Origin of the sequence: Spirillospora sp. NPDC048819, assembly GCF_040650055.1 — a bacterium.
Lineage (GTDB): Bacteria > Actinomycetota > Actinomycetes > Streptosporangiales > Streptosporangiaceae > Spirillospora.
The window spans coordinates 56,770-75,425 of record NZ_JBEZGN010000029.1 but is presented as its reverse complement, the minus strand read 5'-3'; the positions used below and the strand labels follow the sequence as shown (position 1 = coordinate 75,425).

Below are 18,656 nucleotides of genomic sequence, written 5' to 3'. Positions count from 1 at the left end.
AGGCTCCGATGTCCGGCACCTACCGGCAGGGCATGGCGGCGAGACGGGCCTGGGCGCTCGCCGTCGCCATGATCGTCACGCTGGCGCTGTCCGCCGCCGTCGGCACCGACCGGGCCGAGGCGGCGCCCGGCCCGTCCTTCACCAACCCCGTCGTGCCCGCACCGAACAGCGCCGACCCGACGCTGGTCCACCACAACGGTCACTACTACTACGTCGCGACCACGTGGTCGCCCCAGGTGGTGATGCGCAGGTCGCCGACGATCGCCGGGCTGCGCAGCGCACCGGAGCAGGTCGTCGTGAACACCGGCGGGGACACGATGTGGGCGCCGCACCTGGAGCTCATCGACGACCGCTGGTACCTGTACTACTCGGTGGAGCAGAGCGGCGGGCCGCGCCGCACCCACGTGGCGCAGAGCGCCGGGACCGACCCGCTCGGCCCGTACACCGACCGCGGAATCATCAACCTGATGCCGAACAACGGGTGGGCGATCGACGCGGCCCCGCTGAGGCTCAACGGCAACCTGTACATGACGTTCTCGGCATTCGCGCCGGACGGGCTCCAGTCTCTCTACATCGCGCCGATGTCCAACCCGTGGACCGCGAGCGCGTTCGGCACGCGGATCTCCGCACCGACGCTGCCATGGGAACGGCAGGGCGGAGCGGTCAACGAGGGATCGTTCCCGTTGCAACGCAACGGCCGCACCTTCCTCACCTACTCGGCCAGCCATTGCAACACTCCCGACTACAAGCTCGGCATGCTGGAGTACCGCGGCGGAGACCCCCTGTCGGCGGGGTCCTGGTCCAAGTCCTCCGGCCCGATCTTCCAGCGCAACGACGCGGCCGGGGTCTACGGACCGGGGCACCACTCGTTCTTCACCTCACCGGACGGCACCGAGACGTGGATCGCCTACCACGCCAACTCCTCGCCGTCGCAGGGCTGCGGCACGACCCGCACGACCCGGGTGCAGAAGATCTCGTGGAACGCCGACGGCACGCCGAACCTGGGCGTCCCGGTGTCGACGTCCACGGTCCTGCCGGGTCCGTCCGGTGAGTCCGCGACCACGGTGCGGATTCGCAACCGGCACAGCGACCTCTGCCTGGACGACTACGAATGGGCGACCACACCGGGCGCGGAAGTGCGGCAGTGGACGTGCAACGGCGCCGCCGTCCAGGACTGGTACCTCACCCCGGCCGCCGACGGCTACTACCAGATCAGCAACCGCCATTCCGGCCTGTGCCTGGACGACCGCGACTGGGCGACCGAGCCCGGCTCACCGGTCCAGCAGTGGACGTGCAACGGCCTGGCCGTCCAGCAGTGGCGCATGACGGCGGTGGGAGACGGCTACTCCACGCTGACCAACAGGCACAGCGGCCTGTGCCTGGACAACTACAACTTCGGCACAGAACCCGGTTCCGAAGTGCGGCAGTGGACCTGCCTCAACAACGCCGCCCAGCAATGGCGTATCGGCTGACCAGGACGTCTCACGTCCCGTGATCGCCCACCCCGCCGGTTCGGCCGGGCGCACCCGCCCGGCCGAACCGGCGCCTCACCTCATCACCGATCGTCCCTTCTCCCCCGAATCCAGCGAGAGCCCATCGGGAGTGACCGGCCGCACGACGTGTTCAGGCCGCCGGTTCATGTGCGGAGGTCGCCGGCTCGTGTGTGGAAGCGGAGCGGGCTCGCCTGCGGGTGCCGACCAGCCGCTGCAAGGCGATGAAGGCGAACAGGAGGACGCTGATGGCGATGCGCGTCCACCACGAGCTGAGCGTGCCCTCGAAGGTCAGCATGGTCTTGATGACGGCCAGGACGAGGACGCCGAGCAGGGTGCCGAACACGTACCCGGAGCCGCCGGTCAGCACGGTGCCGCCGATGACGACGGCGGCGATGGCGTCGAGTTCCATGCCGACGGCGTGCAGACCGTCGCCGGACAGGGTGTAGAAGGCGAACAGGACGCCGCCGAGTGCCGAGCAGAACCCGCTGATGGCGTACACCTGGATCTTCGTGCGGGCGACGGGCAGCCCCATGAGCAGCGCGGACTGCTCTCCGCCGCCGATGGCGTAGACGTTGCGGCCGGTACGCGTCCAGTGCAGGACGTACACGGCGACCGCGAAGACGACCAGGGCGATGACCGCCCCGGCGGAGACGCGGACGCCGCCGGGCACGGTGATCCGGTTGAGCGCGACGCCGTCGAAGAAGCCGTTCTCGATGGAGATCTGCTTCTCGCTGATGGTGAAGCAGAGGCCGCGGGCCAGGAACATCCCGGCGAGCGTGGCGATGAACGGCTGGATCTCGAAGACGTGGATGACGTAGCCCATGGCGGCGCCGAACACCGTCCCGACGAGCAGGACGACCACGATCACCAGCGGGCCGGGGACGCCGAGCTTGGACGTGCCGACCGCGCACAGCATGCCCGACAGGGCGACGACCGACCCGACCGAAAGGTCGATGCCGCCGCTCAGGATGACGAACGTCATGCCGATGGCGACGACCAGGAGGAACGCGTTGTCGATGAACAGGTCGGCGAAGACCTGCGCGGTGCCGAAGTTCTCGTACCGCAGCGCCCCGGTCACGAACGCCAGGACGAACAGGCCGAGCGTGACGAGGACCGGGACGTGCCGGCGGTGTACCGCGGGCAGGGCGAGCGCGGTGGTCATGCGGGGATCTCCACTTTCTTGTCCGCGGGGGGCGGGTCCGTGGGCGGTGGAACGGGGCCGCCGGGACGGCGGCGGGCGACCTTGGCGCGGAACGCCGGGGACTGGAGCAGGCACACGATGGTGACGACGACGGCCTCGAACACCAGCGTGGTGCGCGGCGGGATCCCGGCGGTGTAGATCGTCGTGTCCAGCGTCTGGATGATGAGCGCGCCGACGACGGTGCCCGCGATGGAGAACCGTCCCCCGGTGAGGGCCGTCCCGCCGAGCACCACGGCGAGGATGGCGTCCAGCTCGATCCACAGGCCGGCGTTGTTGCCGTCGGCCGCGGACACGTCCGAGGCGATCATCCACCCGGCGACCCCGGCGCACATCCCGCAGAACACGTAGCCGAGCACGATCAGCCCGGACGCGCGGATGCCGACGAGCCGGGACGCCTCGGCGTTGCCGCCGACCGACTCCAGCAGCATCCCGAGCGCGGTCCTGCGGGCGAGCACGGCCGCGGCGGCCACGGCGGCGGCCACGATGAGGACCGCGACGGGCACCCCCAGCAGATGGCCGCCGCCGATCGAGGAGAAGCCCGAGTCCTGGTCGATCGTGATGATCTGCCCGCCGGTGATCAGCTGGGCGATGCCGCGTCCGCCGACCATGAGGATGAGCGTCGCGATGATCGGCTGGATCTTCAGCCGGGTGACCAGGAGGCCGTTCCAGAGCCCGAGCGCCAGGCACAGCGCGAGGCTCACTGCGAGCGCGACGGTCAGCCCGTGCCCCTCGCTGATCAGGTAGCAGGCCATCGCGCCGCTGATCGCCACCACCGAGCCGACCGACAGGTCGATGCCGCCGGTCGCGATGACCATGGTCATGCCGAGCGACACCATGATCAGCGGGGCGCCGAACCGCAGGATGTCGACCAGGCTTCCGTACAGGTGCCCCTGCCGGACCTTGACGGTGAGGAAGTCCGGTGTGAAGGCCGCGTTGACCAGCAGCAGCAGGACGAGCACCGCGACCGGCCAGAACAGCCGGTGCCTCGTCAGGTGCGCCAGGTTCGCGCGGTTCATGACGCTCATGACGCTCCGTTCGCGATCGTCTCGAGGAGCCGCTCGGGGGTGAGCGACCCGTCGTTGGCGAGTTCGGCGACGAGCGTGCGGTCCCGCAGCACCTCCACCTTGTGCGAGAGGCGCAGCACCTCCTCCAGCTCGGCGGAGATGAACAGCACGCCCATGCCGTCGTCGGCGAGGGACACGACGAGCTTCTGGATCTCGGTCTTCGCGCCGACGTCGATGCCGCGGGTCGGCTCGTCCAGGATCAGCAGCCGGGGCCGGGTGATGAGCCAGCGCGCGAGCAGCACCTTCTGCTGGTTGCCGCCGCTGAGGTTGCGGACCGGCGTACCGGGGGACGGCGGCTGGATCCGCAGCGTCCCGATGTACTCGGCGACCAGCTCGTCCCGGCGTTTCGGCGGCAGCGGCCTCGTCCAGCCGCGGGCCGCCTGGAGGGCCAGGACGATGTTCTCCGCGACGGTCAGGTCCATGACCAGGCCGTCGCCCTTGCGGTCCTCGGGGCAGAACGCGATGCCGCGGTCGATCGCGGCGCGCGGCGTCCGCAGCGCGACCGTCTCCTCCCCCACCCGGACGCGCCCGGTGTCGGCGGCCTCCGCGCCGAACACGAGCCGCGCCAGCTCGGAGCGTCCCGACCCGAGCAGCCCGGCCAGGCCGACGACCTCCCCCTCGTGGATCTCCAGATCGACCGGTGTGATCGCGCCGGTCCGCCCGGCGCGTTCCAGGGCGAGCAGGCGCTTCCCGCGCGTGATGGCGGGCGCGGCCTCTTCGAGCTCCTCCAGGTCGCGCAGCTCCTGGCCGGTCATCCGGGAGACCAGGTCGAACCGGCCCAGGTCGCCGATCGGGTACTCCCCGACCAGCCCGCCGTTGCGTAGGACGGTGACCCGGTCGCAGATCTCGTAGATCTGGTCGAGGAAGTGCGAGACGAACAGGATCGCGACGCCGTCCTCGCGGAGCCGCCGCATCACCGCGAACAGCCGCTCCACCTCGCCGCGGTCGAGGCTGGACGTCGGCTCGTCCAGGATCAGGACCTTGGCGTCCAGGTCGACGGCCCGCACGATCGCGACGAGCTGCTGGACGGCGAGGGACTGCGTGCCGAGCGGCGCGGCCACGTCGACGTCCAGGTCGAGCCGGGCCAGCAGCTCGGCGGACCTGCGCCGGATCCACGGCCAGTCGATCCGGCCGAATCTGCGCGGCTCGCGGCCGATGAAGATGTTCTCCGCCACCGACAGGTTGGGGCAGAGGTTGACCTCCTGGTAGACGGTGCTGATGCCGAGCCGCTGGGCGTGCGTCGGGTCGTGGACCCGCAGTTCCTCGCCGTCCAGCACCATGCGGCCCCCGTCCGCCTGGTGGACGCCGGTGAGGACCTTGATCAGCGTGGACTTCCCGGCGCCGTTCTCGCCCATGAGGGCGTGGATCTCGCCCGGGAACAGCCGGAAGGCCACGTCGTCGAGCGCACGCACCCCCGGGAATTGCTTGGAGATTCCGGTGACCTCCAGGACGGGCTCAGCCACGATTCCCTCCCTGTCCTTCTGGCTTCGTCGGCTTCCTGGCTTCGGCCCCGACGGCTCCCGCCGCGTCCACGGCACACGGGCGGACGCGGCGGGAGCCCAGGGGGTCAGTACTTCCGGGTCGGGAGGGCCTTCTTGGCGGCCTCCTGGTCGAAGACCGTCTCCTCGGTGATGATGCGCCGCTCGACGGGCTCGTCCGCGTTCACCTTCTTGACGATCTCCATGAGCTGTCCGCCGAGGAGCGGGTTGCACTCCACGATGAAGTTGATCTTGCCGTCGGCCAGGGCCTGCATCCCGTCCTTGACGGCGTCCACCGTGATGATCTTGATGTCCTCGCCCGGCTTGAGCCCGGCCTCCTCGATCGCCTGGATCGCGCCGAGGCCCATGTCGTCGTTGTGCGCGTACAGGACGTCGATGTCCTTGTGGGCCTTCAGCAGGGCCTGCATGACCTCCTTGCCCTTGGCGCGGGTGAACTCCCCGGACTGGGAGGCGATCACCTTGAGGTTCGGGTTGGCCTTGATAACCTCCTCGAAGCCCTTCTTGCGGTCGATCGCCGGCGCCGCGCCGACGGTGCCCTCCAACTGGACGATGTTCACCGGCCCCTTGGCGTCCTTGGACTCGTCGACCAGCCACTGGCCGGCCTTCTTGCCCTCTTCGACGAAGTCCGAGCCGAGGAAGGTCACGTACATGGACGGGTCGGAGTCCACCGCGCGGTCGGTGAGCACGACCGGGATGCCGGCCGCCTTCGCCTCCTTGAGGACCGCGTCCCAGCCGGTGACGACGACCGGCGAGAACGCGATGACGTCGACCTTCTGCTTGATGAAGGAGCGGATCGCCGCGATCTGGTTCTCCTGCTTCTGCTGGGCGTCGGCGAACTTGAGGTCGATCCCGGCGGCCTTGGCCTCCTCCTTGATCGACTTGGTGTTCGCCGTCCGCCAGCCGCTCTCGGCGCCGACCTGGGAGAAGCCCAGGGTGATCGAGCCGGAACCGGAACCGGAGCCGGAGTCGCCGCAGGCGGTCAGGGCGGTCAGGGCGAGCGCCGTGCTCGCGGCCGCGGCGAGGATTCTTCGCAACATCGGGGGTTTCTCCTTCGAGGGACGGCGGGTCTGTTAGCGCTAACATTCCCGGACAGGGGGATACAGGACGATGGGGGACGACAGGGATCAGGCGCGGCGGGCCGCGGTGCTTTCGCGGACGATGAGTTCGGGGCCGACGACACGCCGGCCGTGGGCGCCGCCCGCGTCCGGGCGGCCGATGCGGTCCATCAGCAGGGTGAACGCGTGCCGCCCGACCTCGCCGAAGTTCTGCCGGACGGTGGTCAGGGGCGGAGAGAAGTACGGGGACTCGGGGACGTTGTCGAAGCCGACGACGCTGACGTCCTGGGGTATCCGGCGGCCCGCCTCACGCAGCGCGCGCAGCAGGCCGAGGGCCATGGCGTCGTTCGCGGCGAACACCGCGGTGACGGACGGGTCACGAGCGATCATCCTGCCCAGGTCGTAGCCGGAGCGGGCGGACCAGTCCCCCACCAGCGAGTCGGGTTCCCGGCACCGCCCGGCCGCCAGGGCCGCACGCCAGCCGGCCGCCCGGCCGCCCGCGTCCACCCAGTCGGCCGGACCGGACAGATGCCACACCGTCTCGTGCCCCATGTCGAGGAGATGACGCGTGGCCCGGACCGCCCCGACATGCTGATCGACCGCCGCCAGCGGGAAGGGCAGTTCCTCGGCCGCGCCGACCACCACGATCGGCAGGTCCGGGGGGAGGTCGCGCAGCCCCTCGGCCGCCGACACGTGCGGCGCCACGATGATGATGCCGTCGACCGCCTGACCGCGCAGCCGGTCCACGGCCTCGCCGATCGACCGGCGGTTCAGTGCGCTCAGGCTGACGATGCTGATCAGGTAGTCGTGCTCGCGCGCCGCCCGCTCGATGCCGTACACCGTGGAGGCCGGACCGTAGAGCGTCGTGTCGAAGCTGACGACGCCCAGCACGCCCGACCGTCCCGTCACCAGGACCCGCGCGGCCACATTCGGCCGGTAGTCCAGCGCTCGGACCGCGGCGAGCACCCGGGCGCGGGTGGACGCGCGCACCTTCCCCGGCGAGTTGAGGACGCGGGAGACGGTCATGGCCGAGACGCCGGCCAGCGCGGCCACGTCCTCCATCAGGACACGGCGCCCCTCGGCCGGGCCCCGATCGGCCGGACGCCGGCCCGTCGACTCGCCCATCGTGGCCTCCAGGTGCCGAACACGCTTGCAGGAATGTTTGCGATAACGCGTTCGGCTGTCAATACCCCAGGGCCCGAATCATGCGTCAGATCATCGACAGAGCAGGGAATCAGCCCGGCATCACCCGTCCTGAAGATCCGCCGCCGGACGGGCATTGACGAGACATACCGATAGCGCTAACACAGGTCAGGGCGTGAGAATGGCGCGGCCGCGGACACGTCCGGCGTCGAGGGCGTCGATGGCGGACTGGAAGTCGTCCAGGGCGTACTTCTCGGTGTGCAGGGTGACCGAGCCGCGGGCCGCGAGGGCCATCAGGTCGCACAGGTCGTTGTAGGAGCCGACGAGGTTCCCGACGATGTTGATCTCGGCGGAGATGATGTCGATCGTGGGGACGTCGATGTTCTCGCCGTATCCGACCACGTGGTAGTCCCCCGCCTCACGCAGCATGCGCACGCCCTCGGCGGTCGTGCCGCCCTCGCCGACGAAGTCGACGACCACTTCTGCGCCGCCGCCGGTGAGGTCGAGGATCTTGCCGACGTGCTCGCCGTCCGCGACGATCCCGTGGTCGGCGCCGATCGAGGACGCGAGCTTCACCGCGTCCGGGTCGCGGTCGACCACGATCAGCTCGGCGGCGCTGATCGCCTTCAGCACCTGGACGCCGATGTGCCCGAGCCCGCCGGACCCGATGATCACGCACCTGTCGCGCGGCGTCAGCCGGCGCGCCGCCTTCGCCGCGGCGTGGTACGCGGTGAGACCGGCGTCCGCGTAGGCCGCGACGTCGGCGGGCTCCAGCGACGCGTCGAGCTTCACCACGCTGCGCGCGGACGTCCTGAGGTAGTCGGCGTACCCGCCGTCGGCGTCGATCCCCGGGAACCGGCTGTTCTCGCAGTGCACGTCGTCCCCGGACCGGCAGGCGCGGCACAGCCCGCAGGTGACCAGCGGGTGCACGATCACCTTGTCGCCCTCGGCGACGTTCGTGACCGCGGAGCCGACGGCGTGCACCCATCCGGCGTTCTCGTGCCCGATCGTGTACGGCAGCTCCACCCCGGACTTCTCCGCCCACTGCCCCTCAAGGATGTGCAGGTCGGTCCGGCACACCCCGGCGCCGCCGATCTTCACGACCACGTCGAGCGGACCTTCGGGTTCGGGGACGGGCACGTCCTCCATCCGCAGGTTCTCGTGGTACCCGACGACCCGCACGGCTCGCATCGAACTCATCAGAAGCGCTCCTCGAGGTAGACCGCGTACGCCAGACCACGGCCGGCGCCATCGCACCCGCGTGCATACCCGTCACGGTCGCCGCTGACCGTCACCACCCACCCGATGCGCCCGATTTGGGTGGCCTGTTCGGGACGTTCCGGTTCCGCGCGGAGGAGCCCGCCCCCAAGATGGATGTCCCGATCAGTTCGTTCAGGGAGGCCCCGTGGATGACGACGCGGCGATGGGCAGAATCGACAAGAGCGTGCCGCATTCGGCGCGGATCTGGAACTACTGGCTCGGCGGCAAGGACAACTACCCGGTCGATCGCGCCGCCGGCGACCAGTACCGGGAGACGTTCCCGGGCGTGGTCGACGTCGCCCGCGCGTCCCGGCTGTTCCTCACCCGGTCCGTCCGGTACCTGGCGGCCGAGGCGGGCATCCGCCAGTTCCTCGACGTGGGGACGGGCTTGCCCACGGTCGACAACACGCACGAGGTCGCCCAGCGCGTCGCACCGGACGCCCGCGTCGTCTACGTCGACAACGACCCGCTGGTGCTCGTCCATGCGCGGGCGCTGCTGACCAGCACGCCGGAAGGCCACACCGACTACATCGAGGCCGACCTCCACGACCCGGGCCACATCCTGGACGTCGCCGCCAAGACCCTGGACTTCACGCGTCCCGTCGGGCTCATCCTGAGCGGAATCATGGGCCATGTCCCGGACGGTGACGAGGCCCGGTCGATCGTCCGGGCGCTGCTGGACCCGCTGCCGTCCGGCAGCCACCTCTCTCTCAACGACGGCACGAGCGTCGTCGCCGGCGAGGCGGTCGAGGACGCCCAGAAGGACTACAACGAGGGTGGCTCGGTGCCGTACCAGCTGCGTTCCCCGGAGGAGATCGGCCATTTCTTCGACGGTCTCGAACTCGTCGAGCCCGGCCTGGTCTCCTGCCCGCTGTGGCGCCCGGAGTCGGCCGCGCTCGGCGCCGCGGCCCCCGTCGACGCCTTCGGCGCCGTGGGCCGCAAACCCTGACGGGACATAAAGAGCCGCAGATCACTCGATCTGCGGCCGATGTACCCCCGAGCGGATTCGAACCGCCGTTACCGCCTTGAGAGGGCGGCGTCCTAGGCCACTAGACGACGGGGGCCGGACTGTGCACCCGAGCGATCTTCCCCTCGGGCCCGACCCACCCTACCGGACACCACCCCCCACCTCGAACCGTTTTCCATCCGGCCGACGCCGGCCCAGACCGACCGCCAAGCCAATGCAGCTGCTTGGACGTCGCACATGAAGGTCAGCCCCAGCCACCGATGGACAGGCCCGGACTCTGACGTCAGATGAGGGTCCCGCACGATGGCGGATGAACCGGTCCGACTTCGGCGAAACCGATCACGATTCTTGGACGATGCACAGTAAAGGTCCTGCGCGTACGCCCCAGCCCAAGTGAGGGCGAAGCCCGAACACCGGGGGTTCCAGGGGGTCGCCCCCCTGGAAAGACACCACGGGAGGGCGAAGTCGAGCAAAGCTCGACGAGCAGCCCGATCCCCGAGTACCCCCGAGCGGATTCGAACCGCCGTTACCGCCTTGAGAGGGCGGCGTCCTAGGCCACTAGACGACGGGGGCGTGTGTCCACGGAAAGTGGACGCAGCTGGGGTACCAGGACTCGAACCTAGACTAAGTGAACCAGAATCACTCGTGCTGCCGATTACACCATACCCCAGTGAGGTACGGGCTTCCGTGCCGTTTCCGGCTGGTCGCTCGCGCCTCGATGAGAATACAGGACCGCGGGACTTCGACCAAAACGATTGGCGCGGGAGGTCAGGCGGGAGACCCGATGTGGCGTCGTCCCCAGTCGACGAGGGGGCGCAGGCGCCGCCATGACACGCGGACCCGGGTCACCACCTCGGGGGTCATCATCCACGGGTCGGCGGGCCAGCCTTCGTGGGCGTAGAGGCTGCGGTGCCGCAGGAGGTCCAGGCGGGGGTGGTCCGGTGGCGTGCCCCGGGGGCGGGTCTTGAGCCGCTCTCCCGCGATCTCCATCCCGGCGGACCGCAGATCGTCCACGATGGCCTGGAGTTCCTCGCCGGGCGTGTCGGAGCCTACGGCGGCGCGGTAGCGGCTGAGCTGCTCGGGTGTGGGCGCGTACATGCCGCCGGCGGCCATGAGGCCGTCCGCGTCTATCTGGATGTAGAAGCCCTCACTCGTGTGGCCGCCCTGATGTGTCTTGTAGGGCGACTTGTCCTTGCTGAACCGGAGGTCGCGGAACGGGCGGAAGAGCTTGACCGCGCCGAACTCCTCCTCGAGTTCGGCGCACAGCTCGGTCATCGGTTCGCGCACATGGCGTTCGTAGGTCTCCTTGTGGGCCGTCCAGTAGGACTTGCTGTTGTCGGCCTGCAAGCCCTCATAGAACTCGAACGCCTCGTCGGTGAAGCCGCCGAACGCCATGGCTCCCCCTCAGTCGCGGGCGATGACCCGGTTGGTCAGGCTGCCGACGCCGTCGACGGTGACGGTCACCTCGTCCCCGATCTCCAGCGGGCCGACGCCGGCCGGGGTGCCGGTGAGGATGACGTCGCCGGGCAGCAGCGTCATGACCTGGCTGACGTACTCGACGAGGGCCGGGACGTCGTGCAGCAGCAGGGACGTGCGGGCGTCCTGCCGGACCTCCCCGTTGACGGTGGTGGAGATCGCCAGGTCGGCGGGGTCGGCCTCGGTCTCGATCCACGGGCCGATCGGGCAGAACGTGTCGAAGCCCTTGGCGCGCGTCCACTGCCCGTCCTTGGCCTGCAGGTCGCGGGCCGTGACGTCGTTGGCGCAGGTGTAGCCGAGGATGACGTCGGCGGCGCGGGACGCCGGGACCTCGCGGCACATCCGGCCGATGACGACGGCGAGCTCGCCTTCGAAGTCGACCCGCTCCGACAGCTTCTGCGGGTACGTGATCGCCTCCCCGGGGCCGATCACGGCGGTGGACGGCTTGGAGAACATCATCGGCTCGGCCGGGGCCTCGCCGCCCATCTCCTCCGCGTGGGCCGCGTAGTTCTTGCCGATCGCGATGACCTTGCTGGGCAGGATCGGCGCGAGCAGCCGGACGTCGGCGAGCGGGAGACGGTGTCCGGTGAAGGTCAGATCACCGAACGGGTGGGCCGCGATGGCGGCGACGGTGTTCTCCTCCACCACACCGAAGGACATGCCGTCGTCGGTGGAGAACCTGGCGATACGCATGGGCGAGAGCCTAGTACGCCGTTCAGAAGCCGCATGCCCTGCCGTTGAGCTTGCACCCCTTCGGGGTGGTCGTGATGCCCGCCGCGCCGAACTGGACGTCCCACGTGCCTCCCGGCGGAATCGCGGGCGCGTCCTCGAGGTTCTCGAGCTCGACCTTCTCGCCGCCCTTGACGAGCCGGGCGCCCCAGATGTTCTTCACGTCCGCGCCGGGGGTGGTGAAGGTCAGCCGCCACGTCTTCATCGGCTTGTCGGTGCGGTTCGTGATGATCATGCGGCCTTCGAAGTACCCCTCGTCCTGCTGGACGAGCTGGTAGGTGATGCCCTTGCCCTGCATCACCGGCCCGATCGGCACGGTGGGCGCCGCCGCGGGCGGCTGCCCGGGCTGCTGCCCGGGCGGCCCGCCCGACGGTCCGCCGGACGGCGGTGCGGCCGGCGCCCCGCTCGCCGTCGGGGCCGGTTCGCCGCCCTCGGTCGCGGGGGCGGACGCCGCCGGAGACGGGCTCGTCGCGGTCTTCCCCTCCCCGCCGCCACCGGCCGTGTACAGCAGCGTCACGACCCCGGCGGCCGCGAGGAGCACCACCCCCAGGACCAGCGCGATCAGCAGCAGCGGACGCCCCACGCGGGACGCCCCGGACGGACCGGACGGACCGGACGGCATGACCGGCGCGACCGGCGGCACTCCCCCGGACGGCGAGGCGGCGGCCGGCATCGCCGGGGTCGGCATCTCGTGCGGCGGCGGCACCGTGCCCTGCGGCGGCCCGGGCATCGCGTAGGCGAACGCCGGGCCCGCCCCGCCGGGGTTCGTCGATTCGCCCTCGGCGGCGAACTGCTCCGTCCACGGCCCCTCCTCGGGCGCGGGCGCGTACTGGCCTGCGGCCGGCGCCTGTTCCTGCGGCACCGCCTGCTCCGCCGCCGGAGCGTTCTCGGGCGCCGTGGCCTGTTCGGGGACGGACGCCTGCCCGTACACCGGTGCCGGCATCTCGAACACGGCCGCCTCCGGCGGGGCGGAAGGCGTGCGCGGGACGGGCACGTCGGCGGCGGTGACCGGCGCCTCCGCAATGCCGGCCGAGCCGTCGGTGAGGGTGACCGGGGGCTCGACGACGGTCACGGGAGCCTCATCGCCGACGTCGCCGTCCGGCGGCTCCTGGAAGGTCACGTCCGCCTCACGCAGCGGCGGGTCCTGGAAGGTCGCGTCCAGGTCGTCCTCGGGGTCGTCCTGCGGCAGATCGTCCTCGGGGTCGTCCACCGGAACGTCGGAGAACGTCACGTCCGCGCCGTCCTTCGGGACGTCCTGGAGCGTCGCGCCGGAGCCGAAGAGGCCGCCCACGGGTTCGTCGACGAAGGTCGCCTCGGGCCCCGGCACGGCGGCTTCGGGCTCCGCGGCCTTGCCCGGTACGCGGAACTCGGCGGTCGTCTTGTGGTCCGGGGGAACGTACCCGGGCTCCTCGCCGCTCAACTCGTCACCTTCCACTTCGTCGATCTCATGGAGTCCGACGACGGGCGGGGCGGTTCGGTTCACACCGAACCCGGAGGCGCCGCAAAGCGGTCAGCCGGCGGGGGCCGGCTCCAGTCCGCGGCGGGCCGCCTGCCGCAGCTGCCGGTTGAGCATGTCGGTGATGAGCTCGATGGCGTCCGGGGTGGTGGCGTCCTGGGCGCCGCTGAGCCAGCGGGTGGCCTCGGCCAGCAGGTCCTCGGCCGAGTCGGCGGCGGAATCCGCGTCCGCCATCAGCCCCAGCACGGCGCCGAGGCGCAGCGCCGCGTCGGCGCGGCCGGATTCGGCGGCCCGCCGGTACCAGCCCGCGGCCTGCTCCAGGTCGCCTTCACGTTCGTACATCTCCCCCAGGCCGAAGGCCACGTCCGCCCACGTCCCGTCCGTCGGACGCCCAAGGTCCTCGGGGCTCCAGGGTCGGACAGGCATGCGATCACTCCGGTAGGTTCGGTTCATTGAGAGACGGCACGCGGAAGGCTCACGCGTGCCGTGCCGAACCCATGGTGGACGCTTCACCCGAAATCCGCCACCGCTTTCGCCATGTTTGGCGAAATTTCTGCGTAGCCGTACCGATACCGCCGAAAAGACGCCCGTCCCGTTGAACGACCGGTTTCAGCCGACCGTGTAGCGGGCGAGCCGGTCCTCGAACCCGTCGTGCCCGGCGGTGAAGGGACGTGTCGCGGCCGGCGGCTCCTCGGCGGCGCCGTCCAGCAGGACGGGGACGGCGCGCGGATCGGGCAGCACGCCTCCGCCGAGCCGGACCGGGTCGCGCAGGGCCGTCCGCACTCCGGGTTCACCGGAGACGAAATCGCCGAGGACGAACCCTTCGGACTCGTTCCAGACGAGGGCCTGGAGCCCGAGGACGAAGGTCGCGTCCCGGGGGTTGGACGGGTCGAGCCATATCTTCGAGAGCGACACCCCGCGTGCCTGAAGCGCGTCGCCGACACGGGTGATGTATCCGCGGGTGGCTTCGACGAAGGGGTCCGGGTGAGGCAGGGGGCGGATGCGGCCGGTCACTGGATCATCCCTCTCTCTTTCGTCTCCTAGAAGTATGAGGGAAAAGATCCGTTATGTCCCGTTTCTGGGCGGAGAAATCTGGCTGAAGGCAGCACAAACAACCCCGTTGACCACATTCCTCCCTTCTCTCCCCTGGTCCACGGTGGTTCGCAAGATCGGGCGGCACGCGGAAGACGGCGCCGGCACGGGGGCGCCGTTGCCCCCGCGGGACGCCGTCAGTGCGCCGTGAAGACGGCGGCGTCCGGACGGAACCGCGGCCGCGGGCGAGGCGCCGAGGAGACCAGCCGGGGGACGACCACCACGGCGAAGCCCGCCGCCGAGCAGACCGCCGTCAGCGGCGCCGGCACGCCGACGCGGCGTCCCAGCTCGGCCGTGATGACCAGGAGCGCGATCCCGGTGACCACGTGCACGGCTCCGGGCCAGGGCTCACGCGGCTCGGGCGCCGGCGTCAGCACCAGCAGCGGATGGGCCCGTTCGCTGGGCTGCTCCCACCCGGCCCGCTCCCATGCGGTCCGCTCGTTCCACGCGGCGTGTTCCCACGCGGCCTGCCGTTCGATGCCGGCCACCGGGTACGGCGCACCCGGCACCGGGTCTGTCCGACTGTCTTCCACCTCGAACTCTCCTTAGGTCAGCGGCCCGCCCCGCGGCGACCAGAGATCATGTGCCAGGGCGGCCCGAGGGCGGCTCACCGGCCGTGCTCAACACGTTGACCAGCATCCCCGGGCGGCTGGACGCGCCCGTCGAGTTGTGGAGATCGGTGCCGACGATGCGACGGCCCATCAGGGCGACGTAGAGCGACAGGACCAGGAACAGGGTCGCGGGTCCGAGGACCCACAGGGCGACCATCATGATTGAACCCTCCTCCGACTGGTTCGCGATATCTCTTACATCCAGAAGTTCCGGCTGCTACCGTTGTCCGAGTTCTTCGCTGATTCACTTGTACCTACAAGTCTCTCACTCAAGGTGTTACCCTTTTTAGAGATTGCAAACACGTTGGGCGGGAACGACTTGTTCAGATCATGAAGTCCGGTTCGGCGCACGTCCCTCGTCCGGAGAGGTGCACCACCGGGCGGGACAGGCCTGGAAGGAGCGGATTCCGATGGCTCGCACGACGCCTCTCCGCTGGCGCGATATCGCCAATGACCTGCTCCGCCGCATCGAGTCCGGTGACCTGTCCCCCGGGGACGGCGCGGCCGTCCGGCGGCGCCTGCCCCCCGAGAAGGAGCTGGAGACGCACTACCACGCGTCCCGCAACACCGTCCGGGACGCCCTGTCCTGGCTGGGTCAGCAGGGATATGTCGTCTCCGAGCAGGGCAAGGGGACGTTCGTCGTCCACCGCCCGAACATCGTCCACGTCACTCTTTCCGCGGTCGAGCTGGGTCTCGCGCCGGGCAGGGGTTCGGGCGAGTGGTACAACCGCGACGCCTTCATCCCCGCCAACCGTGAAGTGACGCCGTCGGCGGTCAAGGTGGAGGTCCAGGAGGGCACCAAGGTCATCGCCCGCTACCTGCAGACCAACCCGGGCTCGGAGTTCATCTCCCGCCACCAGGAACTCTTCCTCGACGACCGGCCCTGGGCCCTGCAGACTTCGTTCTACCCGCTCGACTTCGCCACCGGCGGCGCGTCCCGGCTGCTCTACCCCCGCGACATCCCCGAGGGCGCGGTCGCCTACCTGGGCGAGACCCTCGGCTACAGCGAGGTCGGCTACCACGACGAGATCAAGGCCCGCGTCCCGGACGAGAACGAGAAGCGGTTCTTCAGCCTCGGCGACTCCGCCGCCGACGTCGTGTTCGAAACCGTCCGGACCGCCTACTCCCCCGACGGCAAGGCGTTCCGGCTCACCGTGACGGTCTGGCCCGCCGACCGCACACGGCTGCACTACAACGACGGGCAGGTCCCCGACGACGTCCTCAGGACGCCGGGCGTGGGCCCCACCGAGGACACTCCGCACGAATCCCCGCCGGCCGAAAGCGCCGGAAGCGGATAGATGGCCGCCGTCCGACTACGGCGGCCATCTCGCACCTATCCAACACACGCCCCCCTTCCCGACCGTTTGGGAGCCCGAGGCACTCCCATCACCGGCCAGGAGGCGGGGGCTCGGTTTTTCTCGGAGTTCAGGAGCACGTGGACACAGAGACCAGGGCCCGCCGACGCAGCCGGGCCCCCCGCACCAGCTACCGCATCCGCACCGCCCGGCCGGACGAACTCGACGACGTCCTCGGGCTCATCGACCACGCGGCCGCCTGGCTGCGGGCCGAGAAGAACACGACACAGTGGGCCACGCCTTGGCCCAGTCCGGACGACCGCCGCAAACGCGTCTACGAGGCCCTGCTGAACCGGGAGACGTGGCTCCTGTTCGACGGGGAGCGCCTGATCGGCACCGTCAGCATCAGGCTGATCGGCCACGAGGAACTCTGGACGGCCGAAGAGCGCGAGACCGAGGCCGTCTACCTCCATCGCCTCGTCATCCACCGAGACCACGCCGGCGACGGCCTGGGGGCCGAGCTGATCGACTGGGCCGGACGCAAGGGAGCGTCGCAGCAGCAGAAGGCCGAGCTGATCAGAATCGACGTCTGGACCGACAACACCGAACTCCACGCCTACTACCGCCGGCACGGGTTCAAGGACGTCGCCATCCGCACCACCAGCGACAGAACCCCGTCAGGCGCGCTGTTCGAGCGTCCCCTGACCTCTGCTTGGACCACAGTGTCCCGACGCATCACCGAACACGACCGGGACCGGCACATGTGACACATCCGGCCCGATCCAATGGCGCACCGAGAATGAGACCCCCATGGCAGACAGGATCCCGAAGTACACAGAGATCGCGCTGGACCTCCAGACCCAGATCAAGAACGGAACCCTCGCCATCGGTGATCGGCTACCGACGGAGAAGGAACTGGCCGACCGCTGGAACGTCTCCGCCAACACCATCAAGAAGGCCGTCAACGAGCTGCGCAAGCGCGGCCATGTGGAGACCGTCCCTCATAAGGGAAGCTTCGTCACCGAGCCGGTCCAGCCGTTCGTCATCACCCTGAACCACACGGACCTGGGCGAAGACGATGTACGCGGACGGGGATTCGGGGGCGGCGAAGGCAGGGCGTTCGCATCTGAAGCAGAACGCCAGCAGCACCGAGCACACTCCTCGGAACCAAAGGTGGAAGTCGAGGACGCGAAAGACCTGCAGATCAAGGCGCTGGGCATCCCACCGGACCAGCCAAAACCGCAGGTCGTCCGCCGATCCCAGCAGCGGTTCGTGGACGGCAAGCCGAACTCACTTCAGCATTCGTACTTCAGGCTGGAACTGGCGATCAAGGCGCAAGCCCTGCTCGAGGCGGCGGACATTGAGGAGGGCACCGTCGAGTACCTGTGCCGCCACGGCCACGTGCAGACCGGCTACGAGGACGAGTTCGACGCACGGCCGCCGATCGATGAAGAGCTGAGGTTCTTCGGCCTCTCCAAGGACGCGCTCGCCGTGATAGAGCACAGGCGCACCGCCTACGACCAGAACGGCGAGCCGTTCCGACTCACCGTCACCGTCTACAAGCCCGGCGCCAACAAAATCCGCTTCATCGCCGGCGAGGTCCCCGACGAAGTGTGGCAACGCGGTTCCTGACCCATCTCCGTCCATCACCCACGCACCACCCGGACCAGGAAATCGAGCCTGCGCACGGCTACATTGCGGACATGGCGCGACACGTCGCCGCCCAAGGCCTCCAGGTACGCGACACCTGGCTCGCCCCAGAGGGCCCCGTCGACGCGACGATCATCACCGGTGAGTTGTCGCTCGTGTGGGACGAGCGGACAGGTTGGAGGATCGGCATCTAATGTCCGATCGCCAGGGCGTGCGCTCTGTGCGGAATGATGCGCAGTAGGGCGTGGTCAGACGAAGCGGACGAGCATGAGGTCGCTTTCGGGGGTTTCTCGCCAGTAGACGGCGCCGGGTTCGCGGGACATGGTCTCGACCTCGGAGGCGATGATCAGGGCGCGGTTGATGCAGTCGGTCTTGTTGTAGCCGGTCAGCTCCTGGAGGCGCTGAAGGGCCTGGACCGCTTTGCCGGTCAGGTTGATCGTCACACGCTCGCTCTGCGGGACCGCCTCGGTGCGGTGGGCGGGGTCGTCGGCGTCCATGCCCCCGCCCGAGGTGTCGGCGGCTGCTCGAGAGTTCGTCATGAGCGCGTTCTCCAATCCGGGGCGCGGAACCCGGCCCACCAGCCGTCAGGCGCCAGGGGTGGGGTAACCGCCGGTCAGGCGACGATACAGCCTTCCGGCAGCAAACCCCTGCCCCCCACGTCCAGG

The 18,656-nt window shown here is 69.8% G+C and carries 20 protein-coding genes and 3 tRNA genes; 6 read left to right on the top strand and 17 right to left on the bottom strand.

Going from position 1 to position 18,656, the window contains the following annotated elements; genetic code table 11:
- Nucleotides 1–8: 8 nt before the first annotated feature.
- Complete coding sequence (locus AB0C35_RS31565) at nt 9–1,472, top strand: family 43 glycosylhydrolase (protein WP_358463837.1); 1,464 nt, start codon at nt 9–11, stop codon at nt 1,470–1,472.
- A gap of 151 nt (nt 1,473–1,623) precedes the next feature.
- Here the strand turns inward: AB0C35_RS31565 and yjfF are convergent, their stop codons facing one another.
- The 6 genes from yjfF to AB0C35_RS31535 all read right to left on the bottom strand — a co-directional run bounded on the left by yjfF (nt 1,624) and on the right by AB0C35_RS31535 (nt 8,646).
- Nucleotides 1,624–2,655, bottom strand: a complete 1,032-nt coding sequence (yjfF, locus tag AB0C35_RS31560) for a galactofuranose ABC transporter, permease protein YjfF (RefSeq protein WP_358463834.1) — start codon at nt 2,653–2,655, stop codon at nt 1,624–1,626.
- Nucleotides 2,652–3,719, bottom strand: coding sequence for an ABC transporter permease (locus AB0C35_RS31555; protein WP_358463831.1), 1,068 nt, complete (start codon nt 3,717–3,719; stop codon nt 2,652–2,654). The genes yjfF and AB0C35_RS31555 overlap by 4 nt, the downstream gene beginning before the upstream one ends.
- Nucleotides 3,716–5,221 carry a sugar ABC transporter ATP-binding protein gene (locus tag AB0C35_RS31550; RefSeq protein ID WP_358463828.1) on the bottom strand — a complete coding sequence of 502 codons (1,506 nt, stop codon included), beginning with the start codon at nt 5,219–5,221 and terminating at the stop codon, nt 3,716–3,718. The genes AB0C35_RS31555 and AB0C35_RS31550 overlap by 4 nt, the downstream gene beginning before the upstream one ends.
- A 104-nt stretch (nt 5,222–5,325) precedes the next feature.
- On the bottom strand, nt 5,326–6,294 hold the full coding sequence (locus AB0C35_RS31545) for an ABC transporter substrate-binding protein (protein WP_358463826.1): 969 nt from the start codon (nt 6,292–6,294) through the stop codon (nt 5,326–5,328).
- An 87-nt stretch (nt 6,295–6,381) separates the two neighbouring features.
- Nucleotides 6,382–7,437, bottom strand: coding sequence for a LacI family DNA-binding transcriptional regulator (locus AB0C35_RS31540; protein WP_358463823.1), 1,056 nt, complete (start codon nt 7,435–7,437; stop codon nt 6,382–6,384).
- A gap of 186 nt (nt 7,438–7,623) precedes the next feature.
- Complete coding sequence (locus AB0C35_RS31535) at nt 7,624–8,646, bottom strand: NAD(P)-dependent alcohol dehydrogenase (RefSeq protein WP_358464029.1); 1,023 nt, start codon at nt 8,644–8,646, stop codon at nt 7,624–7,626.
- A gap of 232 nt (nt 8,647–8,878) precedes the next feature.
- Here AB0C35_RS31535 and AB0C35_RS31530 point away from each other — a divergent pair, with 232 nt between their 5' ends.
- Nucleotides 8,879–9,664, top strand: coding sequence for an SAM-dependent methyltransferase (locus AB0C35_RS31530; RefSeq protein WP_358464026.1), 786 nt, complete (start codon nt 8,879–8,881; stop codon nt 9,662–9,664).
- A gap of 42 nt (nt 9,665–9,706) precedes the next feature.
- On the opposite strand, the gene AB0C35_RS31525 is transcribed toward AB0C35_RS31530, so the two are convergent.
- The 10 genes from AB0C35_RS31525 to AB0C35_RS31480 form a co-directional block, all read right to left on the bottom strand.
- Nucleotides 9,707–9,779 (bottom strand) — tRNA-Glu (locus AB0C35_RS31525).
- A gap of 403 nt (nt 9,780–10,182) precedes the next feature.
- Nucleotides 10,183–10,255: transfer RNA gene (locus tag AB0C35_RS31520), tRNA-Glu, on the bottom strand.
- Nucleotides 10,256–10,280: 25 nt separating this feature from the next.
- Nucleotides 10,281–10,352, bottom strand: a tRNA-Gln gene (locus AB0C35_RS31515).
- 98 nt (nt 10,353–10,450) lie between these two features.
- Nucleotides 10,451–11,077 (bottom strand): DUF2461 domain-containing protein, encoded by a 627-nt coding sequence (locus AB0C35_RS31510; protein WP_358463821.1) that lies wholly within the window; start codon nt 11,075–11,077, stop codon nt 10,451–10,453.
- A gap of 9 nt (nt 11,078–11,086) precedes the next feature.
- Entirely contained in the window at nt 11,087–11,851 is a 765-nt protein-coding gene (locus AB0C35_RS31505; RefSeq protein WP_358463818.1) for a fumarylacetoacetate hydrolase family protein, read from the bottom strand.
- A gap of 22 nt (nt 11,852–11,873) precedes the next feature.
- A complete protein-coding gene (locus tag AB0C35_RS31500; protein ID WP_358463815.1) occupies nt 11,874–13,322 on the bottom strand; it encodes a cellulose binding domain-containing protein in 1,449 nt (482 codons plus the stop codon).
- A gap of 75 nt (nt 13,323–13,397) precedes the next feature.
- Complete coding sequence (locus AB0C35_RS31495) at nt 13,398–13,769, bottom strand: hypothetical protein (protein WP_358463812.1); 372 nt, start codon at nt 13,767–13,769, stop codon at nt 13,398–13,400.
- Between the two features lie 183 nt (nt 13,770–13,952).
- Nucleotides 13,953–14,357 carry a DUF6292 family protein gene (locus AB0C35_RS31490; RefSeq protein ID WP_358463809.1) on the bottom strand — a complete coding sequence of 135 codons (405 nt, stop codon included), beginning with the start codon at nt 14,355–14,357 and terminating at the stop codon, nt 13,953–13,955.
- A gap of 215 nt (nt 14,358–14,572) precedes the next feature.
- Nucleotides 14,573–14,968: a hypothetical protein gene (locus AB0C35_RS31485; RefSeq protein ID WP_358463806.1), complete on the bottom strand. Its 396-nt coding sequence runs from the start codon at nt 14,966–14,968 to the stop codon at nt 14,573–14,575.
- Between the two features lie 46 nt (nt 14,969–15,014).
- A complete protein-coding gene (locus tag AB0C35_RS31480; protein WP_358463803.1) occupies nt 15,015–15,206 on the bottom strand; it encodes a hypothetical protein in 192 nt (63 codons plus the stop codon).
- Nucleotides 15,207–15,456: 250 nt separating this feature from the next.
- On the opposite strand from AB0C35_RS31480, the gene AB0C35_RS31475 reads away from it, so the two are divergent.
- The 4 genes from AB0C35_RS31475 to AB0C35_RS31460 all read left to right on the top strand — a co-directional run bounded on the left by AB0C35_RS31475 (nt 15,457) and on the right by AB0C35_RS31460 (nt 18,185).
- The gene (locus AB0C35_RS31475; protein WP_358463800.1) at nt 15,457–16,344 is read left to right on the top strand and encodes a GntR family transcriptional regulator; all 888 of its coding nucleotides are present in this window, start codon (nt 15,457–15,459) and stop codon (nt 16,342–16,344) included.
- A 137-nt stretch (nt 16,345–16,481) separates the two neighbouring features.
- Nucleotides 16,482–17,108 carry a GNAT family N-acetyltransferase gene (locus AB0C35_RS31470; protein ID WP_358463797.1) on the top strand — a complete coding sequence of 209 codons (627 nt, stop codon included), beginning with the start codon at nt 16,482–16,484 and terminating at the stop codon, nt 17,106–17,108.
- A gap of 43 nt (nt 17,109–17,151) precedes the next feature.
- Nucleotides 17,152–17,973: a GntR family transcriptional regulator gene (locus AB0C35_RS31465; protein ID WP_358463794.1), complete on the top strand. Its 822-nt coding sequence runs from the start codon at nt 17,152–17,154 to the stop codon at nt 17,971–17,973.
- A gap of 71 nt (nt 17,974–18,044) precedes the next feature.
- Nucleotides 18,045–18,185, top strand: coding sequence for a hypothetical protein (locus tag AB0C35_RS31460; RefSeq protein WP_358463791.1), 141 nt, complete (start codon nt 18,045–18,047; stop codon nt 18,183–18,185).
- A 54-nt stretch (nt 18,186–18,239) separates the two neighbouring features.
- On the opposite strand, the gene AB0C35_RS31455 is transcribed toward AB0C35_RS31460, so the two are convergent.
- Nucleotides 18,240–18,530: a hypothetical protein gene (locus AB0C35_RS31455; RefSeq protein ID WP_358463788.1), complete on the bottom strand. Its 291-nt coding sequence runs from the start codon at nt 18,528–18,530 to the stop codon at nt 18,240–18,242.
- Between the last annotated feature and the right edge of the window lie 126 nt (nt 18,531–18,656).

Bases quoted from the DNA above. Each gene is read 5' to 3' on its own strand.
- AB0C35_RS31565 (WP_358463837.1), top strand. From the start codon at position 9: ATGTCCGGCACCTACCGGCAGGGCATGGCGGCGAGACGGGCCTGGGCG.
- yjfF (WP_358463834.1), bottom strand. From the start codon at position 2,655: ATGACCACCGCGCTCGCCCTGCCCGCGGTACACCGCCGGCACGTCCCG.
- AB0C35_RS31555 (WP_358463831.1), bottom strand. From the start codon at position 3,719: ATGAGCGTCATGAACCGCGCGAACCTGGCGCACCTGACGAGGCACCGG.
- AB0C35_RS31545 (WP_358463826.1), bottom strand. From the start codon at position 6,294: ATGTTGCGAAGAATCCTCGCCGCGGCCGCGAGCACGGCGCTCGCCCTG.
- AB0C35_RS31540 (WP_358463823.1), bottom strand. From the start codon at position 7,437: ATGGGCGAGTCGACGGGCCGGCGTCCGGCCGATCGGGGCCCGGCCGAG.
- AB0C35_RS31535 (WP_358464029.1), bottom strand. From the start codon at position 8,646: ATGCGAGCCGTGCGGGTCGTCGGGTACCACGAGAACCTGCGGATGGAG.
- AB0C35_RS31530 (WP_358464026.1), top strand. From the start codon at position 8,879: ATGGGCAGAATCGACAAGAGCGTGCCGCATTCGGCGCGGATCTGGAAC.
- AB0C35_RS31510 (WP_358463821.1), bottom strand. From the start codon at position 11,077: ATGGCGTTCGGCGGCTTCACCGACGAGGCGTTCGAGTTCTATGAGGGC.
- AB0C35_RS31505 (WP_358463818.1), bottom strand. From the start codon at position 11,851: ATGCGTATCGCCAGGTTCTCCACCGACGACGGCATGTCCTTCGGTGTG.
- AB0C35_RS31495 (WP_358463812.1), bottom strand. From the start codon at position 13,769: ATGCCTGTCCGACCCTGGAGCCCCGAGGACCTTGGGCGTCCGACGGAC.
- AB0C35_RS31480 (WP_358463803.1), bottom strand. From the start codon at position 15,206: ATGATGGTCGCCCTGTGGGTCCTCGGACCCGCGACCCTGTTCCTGGTC.
- AB0C35_RS31475 (WP_358463800.1), top strand. From the start codon at position 15,457: ATGGCTCGCACGACGCCTCTCCGCTGGCGCGATATCGCCAATGACCTG.
- AB0C35_RS31465 (WP_358463794.1), top strand. From the start codon at position 17,152: ATGGCAGACAGGATCCCGAAGTACACAGAGATCGCGCTGGACCTCCAG.
- AB0C35_RS31460 (WP_358463791.1), top strand. From the start codon at position 18,045: ATGGCGCGACACGTCGCCGCCCAAGGCCTCCAGGTACGCGACACCTGG.
- AB0C35_RS31455 (WP_358463788.1), bottom strand. From the start codon at position 18,530: ATGACGAACTCTCGAGCAGCCGCCGACACCTCGGGCGGGGGCATGGAC.